Origin of the sequence: Burkholderia seminalis, from assembly GCF_001718535.1 — a bacterium.
GTDB lineage: Bacteria > Pseudomonadota > Gammaproteobacteria > Burkholderiales > Burkholderiaceae > Burkholderia > Burkholderia seminalis.
In genome coordinates this window covers 108,172-123,268 of record NZ_CP013400.1, presented here as the reverse complement: position 1 = coordinate 123,268, position 15,097 = coordinate 108,172, and the positions used below count along the sequence as shown (strand labels likewise).

The window sequence follows — 15,097 nt, the reverse complement described above, 5'->3', positions numbered from 1 at the left end:
TCAGTCAGCAGACATCATTCGACAACGGGACGCATCGACGTCCACGGAGGAGACGTGAAGCTGAAACAGGCCATCGACCGCATACCGGGCGGGCTCATGCTGGTCCCGATGCTGCTCGGCGCGTGCGTGCACACGTTCGCGCCGAACGCCGGGAAGTACTTCGGCTCGTTCACCAACGGCCTGATCGCGGGCACGGTGCCGATCCTCGCCGTCTGGTTCTTCTGCATGGGCGCGACGATCAACCTGCGCGCGACGGGCGTCGTGCTGCGCAAATCGGGCACGCTGCTCGCGACCAAGATCGTGGTCGCGTGGCTGGCGACCCTGATCGCCGCACGGTTCATCCCCGACGACGGCATCCGCACGGGCCTCTTCGCGGGCCTGTCGCTGCTCGCGATCACGACGTCGATGGACATGACCAACGGCGGCCTCTATGCGGCCGTGATGCAGCAGTACGGCAGCAAGGAAGAAGCCGGTGCGTTCGTGCTGATGTCGATCGAATCGGGGCCGCTCGTCAGCATGCTGATCCTCGGCGCGGCGGGCGTCGCGGTATTCGAGACGCGGCTCTTCGTCGGCGCGGTGCTGCCGTTCCTGATCGGCTTCACGCTCGGCAACCTCGATGAAGACCTGCGCGAGCTGTTCGGGCGCTGCGTGCATCCGCTGATCCCGTTCTTCGGCTTTGCGCTCGGCAACGGCATCGATCTCAACGTGATCGCGAAGAGCGGGCTGCCGGGCATCGCGCTTGGGCTCGCGGTGATCGTCGTGACGGGCGTGCCGCTGATTCTCGCGGACAAGTTCGTGGGCGGCGGCAACGGGACAGCCGGGCTCGCCGCGTCGTCGACGGCGGGCGCCGCCGTGGCGAACCCGGCGATCATCGGCGAGATGATTCCGAAGTTCAAGCCGATGGTGCCGGCCGCGACGGCGATCGTCGCGACGGCTTGCCTCGTGACGGCGATTCTCGTGCCGATCCTGACGGCAATGTGGGCGAAGCGGGCGGCCAGGATGTCAGGCATGCCGATCATCGTTGCGGCGCGGGCCGGGCATGGCGCGCCGATCGAACATGAAGGGCATGTTTGAGAGGGAAGGTTCGAGCCCGCCTTTCAGGTTCCGGCTGCGGGTCGATCCATGTTCGATGACATGAAAGCCCCGGGAAATCGACGCGTTTCCCAGGGTTTTGTTCGTTGGTGTCGGCGCGCACTCCGGACCCGGACGCGCGTCAGCCGCGCGGCGCTACGCCACGTTTCAGTCGAACGTATGCACGATGGCGGACGCCTTGGTGGCGATCAGCCAACTGCCGTCCACCTTGTGCATGACGAAGTGATCGTTGAACAGCCGGCTTCCGATCCGCACCCGCACCGTGGCCGTCGAAAGGCCGTCCGAGACGTGCGCCATGGAGAGGATCGCGTCGTCTCGGGGTGCGCCGGTTGACCGGGGGCTCGGTCTCCCGTTGACGAGCGCCTCGTACTCCGACGACGACAGCGTGCGCAGCCGGCCTTCGTCCAGCCACTGAATCAGGCAGCTCGGGTGAAAGACCTTGTTGAAGTCACGGCTCCTCGGCTCGTAAGCCAGATTGAAGTAATCCTCGATCAACGCGACGACGGCTTGGGTCTGGGTCATGACTGGCTTTCCTCGAGAGTGAACGGCTCGTATAGTGAGCGATCGTCCTCGCCTCGGCTACGGCGGCCCGTTTATCGCTGCCATTACAGGAACTCATGGATCATGGAAGACCTCGACGGAGGACTTGTCGGCGGCTTGCTCGTGCTTGCGGCCATCGCCGAATCCGGGAGCTTTGGCCGTGCGGCATCCCGTCTGGGCAGGACTCAGCCGGCGGTCAGTCGCGCCATTCAGCGACTGGAAGACCGCCTGCACGCGAAGCTCGTGCATCGCACCAGCCGGCACGTCGAAGTGACGGACGCTGGCCACGCGCTGTTGTCGAAAGTGCGGCCGTTGCTCCAGGGAATCGAAGAGGCGACCGCCGAAGCCGCCGGCCAGACCTCGGTCGTCAACGGAACGCTCCGTGTGGCGTGCGACGCGGCGTTCGCTCGACTTGTGCTGGCGCCGGAGCTGGCCCAGTTCATGAAGGATTACCCGGCGCTTCATGTGAAGCTGGAAACCCGGAACGACCTGTCGGATCTGGTAAGCGACGGTTTCGATCTCGCGATACGATTCGGGCCGCCGTCCGTTTCCACGTTGGTCTGTCGCAGGCTGTACAGCCCGCGGGTCCTGACGGTGGCCGCGCCGTCCTACCTGGCGCAACGCGGCCGACCGAGGTCGCCGCAGGATCTGGTCGACGACGGCCATGAATGCATCCTGGCCATCGATCCGGCTACCGGTCGGCCCTTCGACTGGGAATTCTGGCGCGACAACGAGAAAGTGAAAGTGGCTGTCAACGGGAATCTGACCGTCACGGATGCGGGAACCAAAATCGGCGCGTGCGTTGCAGGCTTCGGGATCGCCCAGCTGATCGACCTCGGAATCGACGCGCACCTGCGTGCCGGCACGCTGGAGCCGATCCTGACGGACTGGAGCGACGAGACGTTCCCGCTTTATGTCTATTACCCCAGCCGGAGTCACGTTCCGGCCAAGGTACGAGCGTTCATCGACTTTGTCGTCGGCATGATGCCCGGGCTGCAGTCGAAGGGCCATGGCGCTGGCGAGCGGCCGTCATCGGCCGTGCTCGAAACGCTGCATCGCGCATAGTTTTCCGGCGTTCATGCCGAGGGTGCCGGCCGCGACGGCGATCGTCGCAACGGCTTGCCTTGGGACGGCGATGTGGGCGGCCAGCGTGTCGGCGGGTACTGCCGAGGTTCGCGGCGCGAGCCGGGCACGGTGACGCGATCGAGCAAGAGAGGCTTGTGCGACGAGGACGGTGCGGAGCCGCCGCCCACCTCACCCCTGAACGCTGAGCGCCTTCTCGAGCGCGGCGATCAGCTTGAACGCATCGTCCCGCCCGATCAGAAAACCGCGGCTGGTGTACTCGCATCCGAACGCATAGAAGCTCGGCAGCAGTGTCACCATGTCCTTCTGCCGATCGAGATCGACTTCACATTTCGTCAACGGGAAGAACGGGGGTGCCTCGGCCGGCATGTTGTACACGATGTTCTCCTAGTACATTTTGCGCGGCGGCAGCATGCGCTTCGCACGCAGGCGCTGCCTGGCCACGGCGCTGGCCTTTTTCCGCTTGCGTTCGGTCGTCGGCTTTTCATAGCCGGTGCGACTGCGCAGTTCCCGGATCAGCCCGGTTTTCTCGATGCCGCGGCGGAATCGTCGCAGCGCGACATCGATCGGTTCGTTGACCTTCAGCGTAATGGTTGTCATCAGGGTCCTGTTTCAGGGAAAGGAAAAGGGAAAGGGGGAACGCAAAACTAGCCAAGCCGTGTCATGACGGCACTCGCGATCCCGTCCGACTCGAATTCCGAATATCCGGCTCCGATCGACAGTGCGCGTACCGCGGCGAACATCTGCAGTTCCTGCTGATGGCACAGCGCCGAATCGGCGACTCCGGCAGGCACGGCCGTGCCCGTCCAAGTCACCTCGCGTCGTCCGATCAATCCAAGCAGTTCATCGACAATCATTTCGCTCTCCGAATTCATCACGCATTGCATTGCCCGACCGCGTCGCATCAAAGCGAGGCGGCGAAGAAATCCTGTTTGTCGCGATTGCTGTCGATGATGCTCTCGGCGAAGCGCAGCGAAGCGCGACGCGCGTCGCCGGCGTTGTCGAACGGGCGACGCTCACGCACCATGAAAGTCTGGCTGCGGGTCAGCGTATCGTCGGTGCCGCGAAGGCAAATCTTGACCGCCGCGTCGAAACCGGCATCGTAGTTGTGCGGGCTGCCATTGGGCGCCGGCACGTGAGGGTAAATCAGTGGATAAATCTCGAATCCACGGTAGATATGCATGCTCATGACGAACTCCTGGCGTTCGGCCACGGCGCATCGCATGGGCGAACACATCCGGCCTGCATCCCCGTTGCGGGGCGGGCAGGTAGGGTGAATGGGACAACGTTGCAGCGCGGAGGCGGGGCGATGCAGCAAGCGGGTATTAGGAGGGGCGAGCGGCCGGTGGGCGGATGCCGGCTCGAATGAACCCATCATACGCGCATCGTTTGTCGGACGCCCAACTAATTCCGGGTTGCGCGCGACCAGGCGCGCGGGTGCAGCCGGACGGCACACGGTGTCCGGCCACGAAGCCGACACTCGCCGCGCCATCCGATCCGGATCGCGATTACGGCGCCGGCAAGCGCTTCTTCGGGCGCGATTTCGTGAGTGCGGCGGGTTTGGGCGGCACCCAGTTCAATGCGGTGCCGAGCCTGGGCAGCATGATGGCCGGCTTGGCGCGCGGCGGCGGCTTGTTGCTGCGGGACTGACTTCGGGTCATGCGGGTTCTCCTGCCGCACCGCTTGCGCGATCCGATGAGCGTGACGCGTCAAATCGCGCGCGCGGCCGAACACGCGCACGGCGATGCATGCCCGGGATCGGCATGCGCGCGAGTTCGACGGCGGTGCGTCACCCGTGAAGCGGCGACGACGCGCCGCCTCATGAACGATGCTGACGCACCCGGGCAATGAATTACAGCGGGGTGATGTTCGCTGCCTGCAGGCCCTTGGGGCCCGTCTTCGTCTCGTAGCTGACCTTCTGGCCCTCGGCGAGCGTCTTGAAGCCCTCACCGCGAATCTCGGAGAAGTGGGCGAACAGATCGTCGCCGCCGCTGTCGGGCGTGATGAAGCCGAAACCCTTGCTGTCGTTGAACCACTTGACGGTACCGTTATCCATGTTAGATCTCCTGAAAATATGGACGAGCGCACGCATCCGAAAAGACGCGGACACAAAAAAATAATCAAGGAGGGAGAGGACAACGAATACCGCAGGCTGCGGTCGATGATGAGCAGCAATCGCGCTTCTTGAATACTTACGCGGCCGACAGTACGCCTCGTCAACAGGTGTGTCAAGCGCTTTCGGTCGAGGGGCAGAACGCGCGGCCGTCGTTCGCACCGTCCCGACGACACGCTCAGAGGGACGCCAGCAAGCGCAACTGATGTTCGGTTTCGGTGCCGTTGATCAACGCGAAGAACGCGGTCTCGCGACGCTCGATCGCCGACAGGCCCTCGGTGTCGGAGAAGATGTTCCATGCGACGCCGTCGACATGCGCGAACCGGCCGCGCGACCGTGCAAACGCCCGCAACAGCGGGCTCGCGTCGCGGCGAAGCACCCGGCGATCTTCATTCAATACGTACGGCGCCCAGCCGGCACGCAGGACGAGATAACAGGGAATGGCACTGCGATCGATTTTCATGGGCACGCCGTTTCTTCCGGAGGTACGTTGCCGATCTCGCTCGTGTCGACGCGAACCACTGAACAGCGCTTGCTCCACTATACGCGCTACCGCTGCCGTGCATGCCGTCGCCGCGGCGCGAAGGCCCGTCGCGGCTGCGGAAATCCGCTCGAAATTTCGCTATACAAACGGATTGAACGGCGTACGATCGAGGCGACGGATGACCGGCGGCCGATTCCGGCGCGTTGCGCCGCGTCCCTCCTTGAATTCGATCGGGCCCCTCACTGCGACCGATCGCCCCGGCGCCGTCGAGCGGCCGTGATGCCCCCTTCCTGTCCCGTCGCTTGAGCGTGGCTCCGAAGCAGTTCCGGAGCAGCGGGCTTTCTCCTCTCCCTGCGGGCGGCATCCGGTTTGCGGGTCCATTCTTCACCCTCCCGCGCCAGCCCACTCGCGGTAACCCGACAGGGAGGCGCCCATGCGCTTCGACACGACACGTTTCCGGATCGACCCGACACCGCGCAGGGCGGACGGCGAATACATCGCGCATGCGCGGATCACCACGATTCTCCTGGACGGAGATGAACGGGAAGTGCACGCCAGCGGCGATCTCGCCGGCTTCGATGCGCGCGATGATGCAGTCGCCTACGCGACCCAATGGGCCAAAGGATGGCTGAGCGCGCAGTTCGGTTGAGCACGGACGATCCGCAACCGGGCAGGCAACCCGCCGCCGCGGAACGCGAACCGTTCGAGCGCTGCCGGCTTCGCGCGCGGCCGGCGCGAGCGTGAACCCGGGCCAGGCGCTAAAATCCGCGGCCTGGGCATTCACGACGAGCAAGCGTTTTGACGGCGTTCGAGCAGGGTTTCATCCTCACCCGCCACTGGCGGGACACCGCATCCGGCATCGAGATCGAGTTCTGGCTGGCAACCGAACACGGTCCGCGCCGCGTGCGCTTGCGCCCGCAGGAAGCCGTCGCGTTCATTCCGGCCGAACAGCAGGCACTCGCCGAACGCGCGCTGGCCGGCGAGCGCGAAGCCGAATTGCGTCCGCTCGCGCTGCGCGACTTCCGGCAGCGCCCGGTCGTCGGCCTCTATTGCAAGCGCTACCGTCATCTGTCCGCGCTCCAGAAGCGCCTGGCCGCCGCCGGCGTCGACGTCTACGAGGCCGACGTGCAGCCGCCCGACCGCTACGCGATGGAGCGCTTCATCACGGCGTCCGTGCAGTTTCGCGGCCAGCCCGGTCGCGACGGCACGCTGACCGTCGGCGAACTGAAGCCCGCCGACGGCTACCGCCCGACGCTGCGCTGCGTGTCGCTCGACATCGAAACCAGCGTCCACGGCGAGCTGTATTCGATCGCGCTCGAAGGCTGCGGGCAACGGCAGGTCTACATGCTCGGCCCGCCCAACGGCGATGCAAGCGGCGATGCCGGCCCCCTGGATTTCGACCTCGACTACTGCGATACCCGGCCCGCGCTGCTCGCGCGGCTCAACGAATGGTTCGACGCGCACGATCCCGATGCGGTGATCGGCTGGAACCTCGTGCAATTCGACTTGCGCATCCTGCATGCGCATGCGGAGCAATACGGCATCCCGCTGAAGCTCGGGCGCGGCGGCAGCGTGCTCGACTGGCGGGCGCACGGCCAGCAGCCCGACCACTTCTTCGCGGGCGCGGCCGGCCGGCTGATCCTCGACGGCATCGACATGCTGAAATCCGCGACGTGGACCTTTCCGTCGTTCAGCCTCGAGTACGTGTCGCAAGCGCTGCTCGGCGAAGGCAAGTCGATCGACAACCCGTACCAGCGGATGGACGAAATCCAGCGCCGCTTCGATCACGACAAGCCGGCGCTCGCACGCTACAACCTGAAGGACTGCGAGCTCGTCACGCGCATTTTCGACAAGGCCGACCTGCTGTCCTTCGCGCTCGAACGCGCGAGCGTCACGGGCCTCGCGGCCGATCGCACCGGCGGCTCGGTCGCGGCGTTCACGCACCTGTACCTGCCGCGCATGCACCGGCTCGGCTACGTCGCGCCGAACCTCGGCGACGTGACGGGACAGAACAGCCCCGGCGGCTTCGTGATGGATTCGCGCCCCGGGCTGTACGACTCGGTGCTCGTGTTCGATTACAAGAGCCTTTATCCGTCGATCATCCGCACGTTCCTGATCGATCCGGTCGGCCTGATCGAAGGACTCGCGAACCCCGGCGACGACGCCTCGGTGCCCGGCTTTCTCGGCGCGCGTTTCTCGCGCACCGCGCATTGCCTGCCCGATGTCGTGCGCCGCGTATGGGAAGGCCGCGACGATGCGAAGCGGCAGCGCAACGCGCCGCTGTCGCAGGCACTGAAGATCATCATGAATTCGTTCTACGGCGTGCTCGGCTCGACGGGTTGCCGCTTCTTCGACCCGCGCCTCGCGTCGTCGATCACGATGCGCGGCCACGAGATCATGCACCGCACGCGCGAGCTGATCGAGGCGCAGGGTTACGAAGTGATCTACGGCGATACCGATTCGACGTTCGTGTGGCTCGGCCGCGCGCACGACGACGACGAGGCCGGCGCGAAGGGCCGCGCGCTCGTCGGGCACGTGAACCGCTGGTGGCAGGCGCACCTGCGCGACCGCTTCGGGCTCGAGAGCGCGCTGGAACTGCAGTACGAGCGGCACTACCGCCGCTTCCTGATGCCGACCGTGCGCGGCGCGGAAGAAGGCAGCAAGAAGCGCTACGCGGGCCTCGCGGCCGCGGCCGGCGGCGGCGAGGACCTCGTCTTCAAGGGGCTCGAGACGGTACGCACCGACTGGACGCCGCTCGCGCAGCAGTTCCAGCGCGAGCTGTACCGGCGCGTGTTCCGGCGCGAGCCGTACCAGGATTTCATCCGCGACTACGTGCGGCGCACGCTGGCCGGCGAATTCGACGACCAGCTCGTCTACCGCAAGCGCGTGCGCCGGCCGCTGCGCGAATACGAACGCAACGTGCCGCCGCAAGTGCGCGCCGCGCGGATCGCCGACGAGTTCAACCACGCGCAGGGCCGGCCGCTGCAGTATCAGCGCGGCGGCTGGATCAGCTACGTGATGACGACGGCCGGCCCCGAGCCGCTCGAAACGATGCGCTCGCCGATCGACTATGCGTTCTACCTGAGCCGCCAGCTCCAGCCCGTCGCCGACGCGATCCTGCCGTTCCTGCGGGACGATTTCGAGCGCGTGATCTCGGGGCAGGGGCAATTGTTCGGCGACTGACGCGCCGGCGTCGCGCGGCTCATTCTTACTCGTTCTGAAACACTGCTGGAACGGATTCTCCATTTATCCGGACGGTGCGGGTTCCTAAACTTGCATCGTCGGTTCAGCCAAGCGAATGCGTGCAGGACCGTAACGAAACCGTCTGAGGAAACCGTGAAATCCGTCATCGTCACCATCGCCGCCGTCGCCGCTACCGCCACCGCTCTGCTCGCCGCGCCGGCCGTGTCGTACGCGCAGTCGTCTCACTCGACGCTCACGCGCGCCCAGGTCCGCCAGGAGCTGTTCGACCTCGAATCGGTCGGCTACGTGCCGATTGCCGCCGACGGTGACAACTATCCGGGCGACATCGTCGCCGCGCAGGAACGCCTGGCCGCCAAGCGCCTCGCCGAACGCGAGCACGCCGAGGCGGCCTACGGATCGAACGGCGCACCGGCTACGGAAGCGGGCACGCCGGCGGTGGCGACCGTGAAGCCGTAACGCGCGCGGCCGGTTGCGTCGGGACAGAACGCCGCCGGGCCGCTCGCCGCGCGTCCGGCTAAAATACCGGCCTGCCGCGCCTCCCGCCGCGGCCGGAGAACCTTCATCATGACCGCACGTCGCGGTGCCGCGGTCGTCATCGCACCCGGCCACGAAGCAGCCAGCCTGTCGAAAGCCCAGAAAACGTTCAATACGCTCGTCAAGCAGATCGAGCAGCGGCGCGAGCGGCTCGGCGCGTGGGACGCCGTGATGCCCGCGTTCCAGAAGAAATTCGTCGACGGGCTGCTGCCGCTCGAACAGGCGTCGACCGCGTTGCGGATCCGCTTGCTCAATCTGCTCGACGACGCGTTCCTGCAGAAGGGCTTGAGCAAGGCCGAGCAGTGCACGCTGTCCGCGCTGATCGCCGACATGGCGCGCAACCTGCTCGACTTCAGCGACGACGCGCAGTTGAAAATCATCTACAACCGGCACGCCAAATCGGACGACGACCTCCCGGCGGCCGATCACGCACCGGCGAAGCAGCATGCGGAGCCGACTCCCGACGTAGCGCCGGCGGACGATCTCGACATGCTGTCGCCCGACGAACTCGCCGAGCGCATGCAAGCCGAGCTGGACGAACAGTTCGAGCGCGACATGGCCGCCCACGAGGCCCGCGAGGCACAGCGCGCCAAACGCAGGAAAGCACCCCGGCAATCGGCCGCGGCGGCGAGGCGCGAAGCCGAGCAGGCCGAATCGAGCAAGTCGATCCGCGAGGTCTATCGCAAGCTCGCGAGCGCGCTGCACCCCGATCGCGAAACCGATCCGCAGGAGCAGGCACGCAAGACCGTGCTGATGCAGCGGGTCAACCACGCGTATGCAAAAGGCAACCTGCTGCAATTGCTGGAACTGCAGCTGGAGATCGAACAGATCGACCGGCGCGCGATCGACGGCCTGAGCGAAGACCGGCTGACCCGCTACAACGGCATCCTGGAGGAGCAGATTCGCGAGCTCGATCAGGAGATCCGGCACGTCGAGAACGACTTCCGGCGAACTTACGGGATCGCGCCATCGGTCAAGCTGGCGCCCGATACCGTGATGCGCACGCTCACGCGCGACATCGCCGCGATGCAGCGCAGCAACCACGACCTGACCGTGACGCTGCGCGAGTTCGACGATCCGGAAAACGTCCGCGACTGGCTGAAGGACATGAAGCGCCGGCCGGCTTCGTCGCGCTTCGACGACGATTCTTTCTAGGCGCGTCGCCGAGCAACCCGCAGTTGCCGAGCATCAACGCGACGGAACCTTCCCGACGACCGGCTGCGATGCGAATGCGGTTTCGACATACGCGAGGAAGTCGGAGGCGGGCCGTGTCAGCTGCAGCCCCGGTGGCGTGAGCCGGTACAGTTGAAGCGGCGGCGGTGACATCGGCAGCGGCAACGGCGTTAGCTTCTGGCCGAAAACGGTCTCGGCGAGCGAGTGCCGGGTCCACGAAAAGACGGCGTCGGTGGTCAAGAGCAGGCTGTAGAACAGCGCATACGACGTACAGCGGGTGACGCAGTGCGGCGGCGGCAGCCCCGCCCGCTCGTGCAGATCGCGGATGTACGCGGGAAAGCTCTCGCTCGCGTCGGCGTGGATCCACTCCGCTTCGCGCAGCGCATCGAGCGACGTCGCGCCGGCAAAACGTCCGTTCTCGCGCGTGACGAACACGGTGTCGAAGGCGCGAATCGCCTTCACGTCGGCCGATTCGGCGAGCGGGCCCGTGACGGCCGCAAACGCGAGGTCGAGTGTCCGGTTGCGCAACTGCTCGGCGAGCTGGGTGAACGTCAGCTCGCGCAGTTCGCACTCGACGTGCGGCCAGTGACGGCGAAACGCCGCATACGCATCCGCGAAGCCCGTCACCGCGACGATCGGCGTGAAGCCGATCACGAGCCGGCCGTCGCGCAAGCCCTTCATGTGCGCCATGTCCTCGCGCGCCCGTTCGAGCTCGCGGACCACCGCCTGCGCACGCCCGAGCAGCGCGTCGCCTTCCGGCGTCGGCACGACGCCCCACGGCATGCGCTCGAGCAGCGGCACGCCGAACTCGTTCTCCATCTCCTGGATCGCCTTGCTGACCGCCGGCTGGGTCACGTGCAGCGCGGCTGCGGCGCCCTTGATGCTACCGGCCGTCGCCACGGCGACGAGTGCGCGCAATTGATGGGTTTTCATGATGTGGAATGTATCACCGGAAGTTATTTATATCAAAATTGGTGAGTTTTTTGAGCGGGTGGGTCTCCCTATGCTTGGCCGTGACGGTCGCGAGGCGGCCGATCTCATGGAGCTCATCAATGACGCAGGACCTTGCTCACGTGCTCGCGGCCATCCGCGAGTCCGAGTCCCGATTCATCGCGATCCGGCGCGACATCCACGCCCATCCCGAACTCGGCTTCGCCGAAACCCGCACCGCGCGGCTCGTCGCCGAACGGCTGGCCGAATGGGGCTATGACGTGACGACCGGTGTCGGCGGGACCGGCGTCGTCGGCCGGTTGCGGCGCGGCGCATCGGCGCGCACGCTCGGCCTGCGCGCCGACATGGACGCGCTGCCGATCCAGGAGGCGACAGGGCTGCCGTATGCGAGCACCGTCGAGCGCACGATGCACGCGTGCGGGCACGACGGCCATACGGCGATCCTGCTCGCCGCGGCACACTATCTCGCCCGCCAGGGGCGTTTCGACGGCACGCTGAACCTGATCTTCCAACCGGCCGAGGAAGGGCTCGGCGGCGCGAAGCGGATGATCGACGACGGTCTGTTCGAGCGATTCCCGTGCGAGCGAGTGTATGCGCTGCACAACGCGCCGGGCGTGCCGGTCGGTCATTTCGCGCTGCGCTACGGCCCGATGATGGCGTCGTCCGATTCGGTGACGATCACGCTGACCGGCAATGGCGGCCACGGGGCGATGCCGCAGCTCGCGAGCGATCCGATCGTCGCGGGCGCATACATCGTCACCGCGCTGCAGTCGATCGTCTCCCGCAACATCGACCCGGCGAAGCCGGCGGTCGTGACCGTCGGCACGTTTCACGCAGGCACCGCGCCGAACGTGATTCCGCACAGCGCAACGCTGCAGTTGTCGGTGCGCGCACTCGACGCGGCCACGCGCAATGAAATCGAGGCGCGAATCCACCGGATCGTCGACACGCATGCGCAAGCGTACGGCATGACCGCGCAGGTCGACTACCAATCGATCTCGCGCGTCGTCGACAACAACCCTGCCGCGTCGGATCTCGCGGTGGAGACCATCGCGGCGCTGGCCGGCGACGGCGCGCTCACGCTCTTGCCCGACGGCGTGATGGGCAGCGAGGACTTCTCGTGGATGACCGAATGCGTGCCGGGTTGCTACGTGCTGCTCGGCAACGGCGTCGATTCGCAAGGCGGCTGTTCGGTGCACAACCCCGGTTACGACTTCAACGACACCGCGCTGAGTTGGGGCGCGGCCTATCTCGCCGGGGTCGCCGAGCGCTACCTGAAGGTCATCTGACGAGCGCGTGCGGGGAAAGGCGACGTATCCGCTGCCATCACGATAAGGAATCCAAATGAAAAAACGAATTGCACTGAGCGCCGCCTGCCTTGCACTCGGCGCAGGCCACGCGCGTGCCGTGCCGTACCAGGACACGCTGCTCGCCGCCGTCCCCGAGTACAACGGCCGCATGGCGGAAGGCGTCGCACTGTACGGCTCGGTGGACATGGGGATCAATTACCAGACGGTCGGCGGCCGCTCGTTGTGGCAGACGCAGAGCGGCGGTGAGTGGACGTCGAAGTTCGGCCTGTTCGGCCGCGAGAACCTCGGCGGCGGCTGGCGCGCCGAGTTCAATCTCGAGAGCGGATTTCTCGCCAACAGCGGTGCGCAGCAGGACCCGCAATCGACCTACAACCGGCAATCCTGGGTCGGCCTGTCGTCGGACAGCTACGGCCGGCTGCGTTTCGGCAAGCAGATCGGAACGGCACTGCCGCTGTTCATCGACGTGTTCGGCACGGTGGGCACGAACTCGGTCTATACGTGGCTCGGTGCGGCGGCGGTGCAAACGAGCCGTGGCGTCGGCTACAACTCGGACCTCGGCCCGGGCGCGACACAGTTGCCGGCGCGCATCGACAACGCGATCACATACCGCACGCCGATCGTCGCCGGCACCACGTCGCTGATGCTGATGCTCGCCCCGAGCAACGTGGCCGGACGCGCACCGGCCGCCTCCGCACAAGGGGTGCTGCTGCAGTGGTACAACGGCACCACCTATCTGGCGGCGAGCTACAACCAGGCCTGGGGCGTCAATGGCGCGAGCACCGTGCGCAACGACCTGTACGGATTCGGCGTCGTCCACGACACCGGGCGGCTCGTGCTGTCCGCGTCCTTCAACCAGTACGCGCCGAAGCTGGCCGGCGACGGTATCGCGCGCGTCTACACGGTCGGCACGATCGTGCCGTTCGGGGTCAATGCGATCCGCGCGTCGGTCGTCTACCGCGACACGTCGGGCGTGCGCGACGCAACCGGCCGGCCGGCGAAGGACTCGGCGCTCGGCGTGATGCTCGGCTACGACTACCTGCTGTCGAAGCGCACCGGCCTCTATGCCCGCGCCGGTTTCATCCGCAACTACGGGATCTCGACCGTCCTGCTGAACGGCAATCCGTTGCCGACCGAGCCCGGCAGCACCGCGCCGCGCACCGGGACGACGCCGGTCACGATGTCGCTCGGCATGTATCACAACTTCTGACCAGGGCCGCTCTTCGATGAACACACTGAATCGCACGGCCGCCCTCCCGGCGGATGCCGGACAGCGCCCGATGCGCCGCACGATCGTCGCGGCCGCACTCGGCAACGGGCTCGAATTTTTCGATTTCACCGTCTACAGTTTTTTCGCGGCGCTGATCGGCAAGCTGTTCTTCCCCGCCTCGAGCGACACGGGCGCGTTGATGCTGTCGCTCGCGACGTTCGGCGTCGGCTTCGTCGCGCGGCCGCTCGGCAGTGTCGCGATCGGCGCGTATGCGGATCGCGTCGGGCGCAAGCCGGCGCTCGTGCTGACCGTCGCGTTGATGGCGCTCGGCACCGGGCTGATCGGTTTCGCGCCGACCTACGCGCAGATCGGCATCGCGGCGCCGTTGCTGATCGTCGTCGGGCGTCTGCTGCAGGGTTTCTCGGCCGGCGGCGAAGTGGGCGCGGCGACGACGTTGCTGATGGAATCGGGCGGCACCCGCCGGCGCGGCGAACTCGTGAGCTGGCAGATGGCGAGCCAGGGCGGAGCGGCACTCGTCGGCGCACTCGTCGCGCTGACGCTGTCACGCACGCTGTCGCCCGACGCGCTGCATGCGTGGGGCTGGCGTGTGCCGTTCATGCTCGGCCTGCTGATCGGGCCGGTTGGATTCTACCTGCGGCGTCACCTCGACGACACGCTGCCGCACGCGACATCCGGTGTTATGCACGAGCGCGTGCGCATTCCATGGCGGTTGATCGCGGCTGGCACGTTGCTCGTGATCGGCGGCACGTCGACGATGTACACGATCGTGTTCTTCCTGCCGTCGTTCCTGACGTTGACGACGGGTATGCCGGCATCGGTATCGCTGCTGTCGGGCTGCACGGCCGGCGTCGTGCTGCTGGCCGGCTCGCCGTTCGCGGGACGGCTCGCGGACCGGCTCCGCCGCCGCAAGCCGCTGGTGCGCAGCGTCTGCGTCGTGTCGGCCCTGCTCGTCCTACCCGCCTTTTACGCGATGCACGCGTGGCCGTCGGTGACGACCGCCATCGTCGTCGTCGCCCTTCTGATCGGCCTGATGACGCTGTCGAGTCCGGCCTGTTTCGTGATGATCCTCGAGGCACTGCGCCCCGAAGTGCGCGCGACGTCGCTCGGGATGATCTATGCGCTCGGCGTCACGATCTTCGGCGGCTTTGCGCAACTGATCGTCGGCATGATGTGGCGTGCGACCGGCAGCTTCTATGCGCCTGCCTGGTATGTGATGGCCTGCTGCGCAGCCAGTCTTGCCGGCCTCGCGTTGTTCACGGAGGAAACCGGTGGCGACGGCACACGCGGGTAAGCGGTTCGGCGTAGGCGCCGCGACGCATCGGAGAGGCGCCGCCGGTCGAATCGTCGTGCTACGGGATGAGCCGCAGCTTCGGCCACGAAGCCGA

General features: G+C 66.4%; 18 protein-coding genes. 10 read left to right on the top strand and 8 right to left on the bottom strand.

All coding sequences use genetic code 11. The features are described from left to right. The first annotated feature begins 54 nt into the window (after nt 1–54). Entirely contained in the window at nt 55–1,074 is a 1,020-nt protein-coding gene (kdgT, locus tag WJ12_RS21265; protein ID WP_034189680.1) for a 2-keto-3-deoxygluconate transporter, read from the top strand. A 165-nt stretch (nt 1,075–1,239) separates the two neighbouring features. On the opposite strand, the gene WJ12_RS21260 is transcribed toward kdgT, so the two are convergent. After that, a complete protein-coding gene (locus WJ12_RS21260) occupies nt 1,240–1,614 on the bottom strand; it encodes a nuclear transport factor 2 family protein (RefSeq protein WP_059556355.1) in 375 nt (124 codons plus the stop codon). Nucleotides 1,615–1,716: 102 nt separating this feature from the next. Between WJ12_RS21260 and WJ12_RS21255 the strand changes: the two genes are divergently transcribed. Next, nucleotides 1,717–2,697 (top strand): LysR family transcriptional regulator, encoded by a 981-nt coding sequence (locus WJ12_RS21255; protein WP_059556356.1) that lies wholly within the window; start codon nt 1,717–1,719, stop codon nt 2,695–2,697. A 189-nt stretch (nt 2,698–2,886) separates the two neighbouring features. On the opposite strand, the gene WJ12_RS21250 is transcribed toward WJ12_RS21255, so the two are convergent. Genes WJ12_RS21250 through WJ12_RS21235 form a run of 4 tightly spaced genes read right to left on the bottom strand, consistent with a single transcriptional unit; the run spans nt 2,887 to nt 3,904 of the window. Next, the gene (locus tag WJ12_RS21250; protein WP_034189686.1) at nt 2,887–3,093 is read right to left on the bottom strand and encodes a hypothetical protein; all 207 of its coding nucleotides are present in this window, start codon (nt 3,091–3,093) and stop codon (nt 2,887–2,889) included. A gap of 9 nt (nt 3,094–3,102) precedes the next feature. Beyond that, a complete protein-coding gene (gene rpsU, locus WJ12_RS21245) occupies nt 3,103–3,315 on the bottom strand; it encodes a 30S ribosomal protein S21 (RefSeq protein ID WP_034189687.1) in 213 nt (70 codons plus the stop codon). Between the two features lie 47 nt (nt 3,316–3,362). Then, entirely contained in the window at nt 3,363–3,572 is a 210-nt protein-coding gene (locus WJ12_RS21240; RefSeq protein WP_034189782.1) for a hypothetical protein, read from the bottom strand. 47 nt (nt 3,573–3,619) lie between these two features. Beyond that, complete coding sequence (locus tag WJ12_RS21235) at nt 3,620–3,904, bottom strand: hypothetical protein (RefSeq protein ID WP_034189783.1); 285 nt, start codon at nt 3,902–3,904, stop codon at nt 3,620–3,622. A 248-nt stretch (nt 3,905–4,152) separates the two neighbouring features. On the opposite strand from WJ12_RS21235, the gene WJ12_RS36015 reads away from it, so the two are divergent. Further along, nucleotides 4,153–4,365, top strand: a complete 213-nt coding sequence (locus WJ12_RS36015) for a hypothetical protein (RefSeq protein ID WP_034189688.1) — start codon at nt 4,153–4,155, stop codon at nt 4,363–4,365. Nucleotides 4,366–4,567: 202 nt separating this feature from the next. Here the strand turns inward: WJ12_RS36015 and WJ12_RS21225 are convergent, their stop codons facing one another. Together WJ12_RS21225 and WJ12_RS21220 are read right to left on the bottom strand one after the other, a co-directional pair. Continuing rightward, entirely contained in the window at nt 4,568–4,771 is a 204-nt protein-coding gene (locus WJ12_RS21225) for a cold-shock protein (RefSeq protein ID WP_034189689.1), read from the bottom strand. A gap of 235 nt (nt 4,772–5,006) precedes the next feature. After that, nucleotides 5,007–5,291, bottom strand: a complete 285-nt coding sequence (locus tag WJ12_RS21220; protein ID WP_059556357.1) for a hypothetical protein — start codon at nt 5,289–5,291, stop codon at nt 5,007–5,009. A 454-nt stretch (nt 5,292–5,745) separates the two neighbouring features. On the opposite strand from WJ12_RS21220, the gene WJ12_RS21215 reads away from it, so the two are divergent. The 4 genes from WJ12_RS21215 to WJ12_RS21200 all read left to right on the top strand — a co-directional run bounded on the left by WJ12_RS21215 (nt 5,746) and on the right by WJ12_RS21200 (nt 10,205). Beyond that, a complete protein-coding gene (locus WJ12_RS21215; RefSeq protein ID WP_049035401.1) occupies nt 5,746–5,961 on the top strand; it encodes a hypothetical protein in 216 nt (71 codons plus the stop codon). Between the two features lie 149 nt (nt 5,962–6,110). Continuing rightward, a complete protein-coding gene (locus tag WJ12_RS21210; protein ID WP_059556358.1) occupies nt 6,111–8,495 on the top strand; it encodes a DNA polymerase II in 2,385 nt (794 codons plus the stop codon). A 153-nt stretch (nt 8,496–8,648) separates the two neighbouring features. Next, the gene (locus WJ12_RS21205) at nt 8,649–8,972 is read left to right on the top strand and encodes a DUF4148 domain-containing protein (RefSeq protein WP_034189693.1); all 324 of its coding nucleotides are present in this window, start codon (nt 8,649–8,651) and stop codon (nt 8,970–8,972) included. Between the two features lie 108 nt (nt 8,973–9,080). Next, the gene (locus tag WJ12_RS21200) at nt 9,081–10,205 is read left to right on the top strand and encodes a J domain-containing protein (protein WP_069245813.1); all 1,125 of its coding nucleotides are present in this window, start codon (nt 9,081–9,083) and stop codon (nt 10,203–10,205) included. Nucleotides 10,206–10,238: 33 nt separating this feature from the next. Here the strand turns inward: WJ12_RS21200 and WJ12_RS21195 are convergent, their stop codons facing one another. Beyond that, entirely contained in the window at nt 10,239–11,156 is a 918-nt protein-coding gene (locus tag WJ12_RS21195; RefSeq protein WP_059556360.1) for a LysR family transcriptional regulator, read from the bottom strand. 119 nt (nt 11,157–11,275) lie between these two features. On the opposite strand from WJ12_RS21195, the gene WJ12_RS21190 reads away from it, so the two are divergent. The 3 genes from WJ12_RS21190 to WJ12_RS21180 are packed head-to-tail and all read left to right on the top strand — an operon-like array spanning nt 11,276 to nt 15,003. Further along, entirely contained in the window at nt 11,276–12,463 is a 1,188-nt protein-coding gene (locus tag WJ12_RS21190; protein ID WP_059556361.1) for a M20 aminoacylase family protein, read from the top strand. Nucleotides 12,464–12,518: 55 nt separating this feature from the next. Continuing rightward, entirely contained in the window at nt 12,519–13,691 is a 1,173-nt protein-coding gene (locus WJ12_RS21185) for a porin (protein WP_049032063.1), read from the top strand. A 16-nt stretch (nt 13,692–13,707) separates the two neighbouring features. Further along, the gene (locus tag WJ12_RS21180) at nt 13,708–15,003 is read left to right on the top strand and encodes an MFS transporter (protein ID WP_059556362.1); all 1,296 of its coding nucleotides are present in this window, start codon (nt 13,708–13,710) and stop codon (nt 15,001–15,003) included. Nucleotides 15,004–15,097: the final 94 nt, after the last annotated feature.

Coding starts and splice junctions, on each gene's coding strand:
- WJ12_RS21260 (WP_059556355.1), bottom strand. CDS start 1,614: ATGACCCAGACCCAAGCCGTCGTCGCGTTGATCGAGGATTACTTCAAT.
- WJ12_RS21255 (WP_059556356.1), top strand. CDS start 1,717: ATGGAAGACCTCGACGGAGGACTTGTCGGCGGCTTGCTCGTGCTTGCG.
- rpsU (WP_034189687.1), bottom strand. CDS start 3,315: ATGACAACCATTACGCTGAAGGTCAACGAACCGATCGATGTCGCGCTG.
- WJ12_RS21240 (WP_034189782.1), bottom strand. CDS start 3,572: ATGATTGTCGATGAACTGCTTGGATTGATCGGACGACGCGAGGTGACT.
- WJ12_RS21235 (WP_034189783.1), bottom strand. CDS start 3,904: ATGAGCATGCATATCTACCGTGGATTCGAGATTTATCCACTGATTTAC.
- WJ12_RS21225 (WP_034189689.1), bottom strand. CDS start 4,771: ATGGATAACGGTACCGTCAAGTGGTTCAACGACAGCAAGGGTTTCGGC.
- WJ12_RS21220 (WP_059556357.1), bottom strand. CDS start 5,291: ATGAAAATCGATCGCAGTGCCATTCCCTGTTATCTCGTCCTGCGTGCC.
- WJ12_RS21215 (WP_049035401.1), top strand. CDS start 5,746: ATGCGCTTCGACACGACACGTTTCCGGATCGACCCGACACCGCGCAGG.
- WJ12_RS21200 (WP_069245813.1), top strand. CDS start 9,081: ATGACCGCACGTCGCGGTGCCGCGGTCGTCATCGCACCCGGCCACGAA.
- WJ12_RS21195 (WP_059556360.1), bottom strand. CDS start 11,156: ATGAAAACCCATCAATTGCGCGCACTCGTCGCCGTGGCGACGGCCGGT.
- WJ12_RS21190 (WP_059556361.1), top strand. CDS start 11,276: ATGACGCAGGACCTTGCTCACGTGCTCGCGGCCATCCGCGAGTCCGAG.
- WJ12_RS21185 (WP_049032063.1), top strand. CDS start 12,519: ATGAAAAAACGAATTGCACTGAGCGCCGCCTGCCTTGCACTCGGCGCA.
- WJ12_RS21180 (WP_059556362.1), top strand. CDS start 13,708: ATGAACACACTGAATCGCACGGCCGCCCTCCCGGCGGATGCCGGACAG.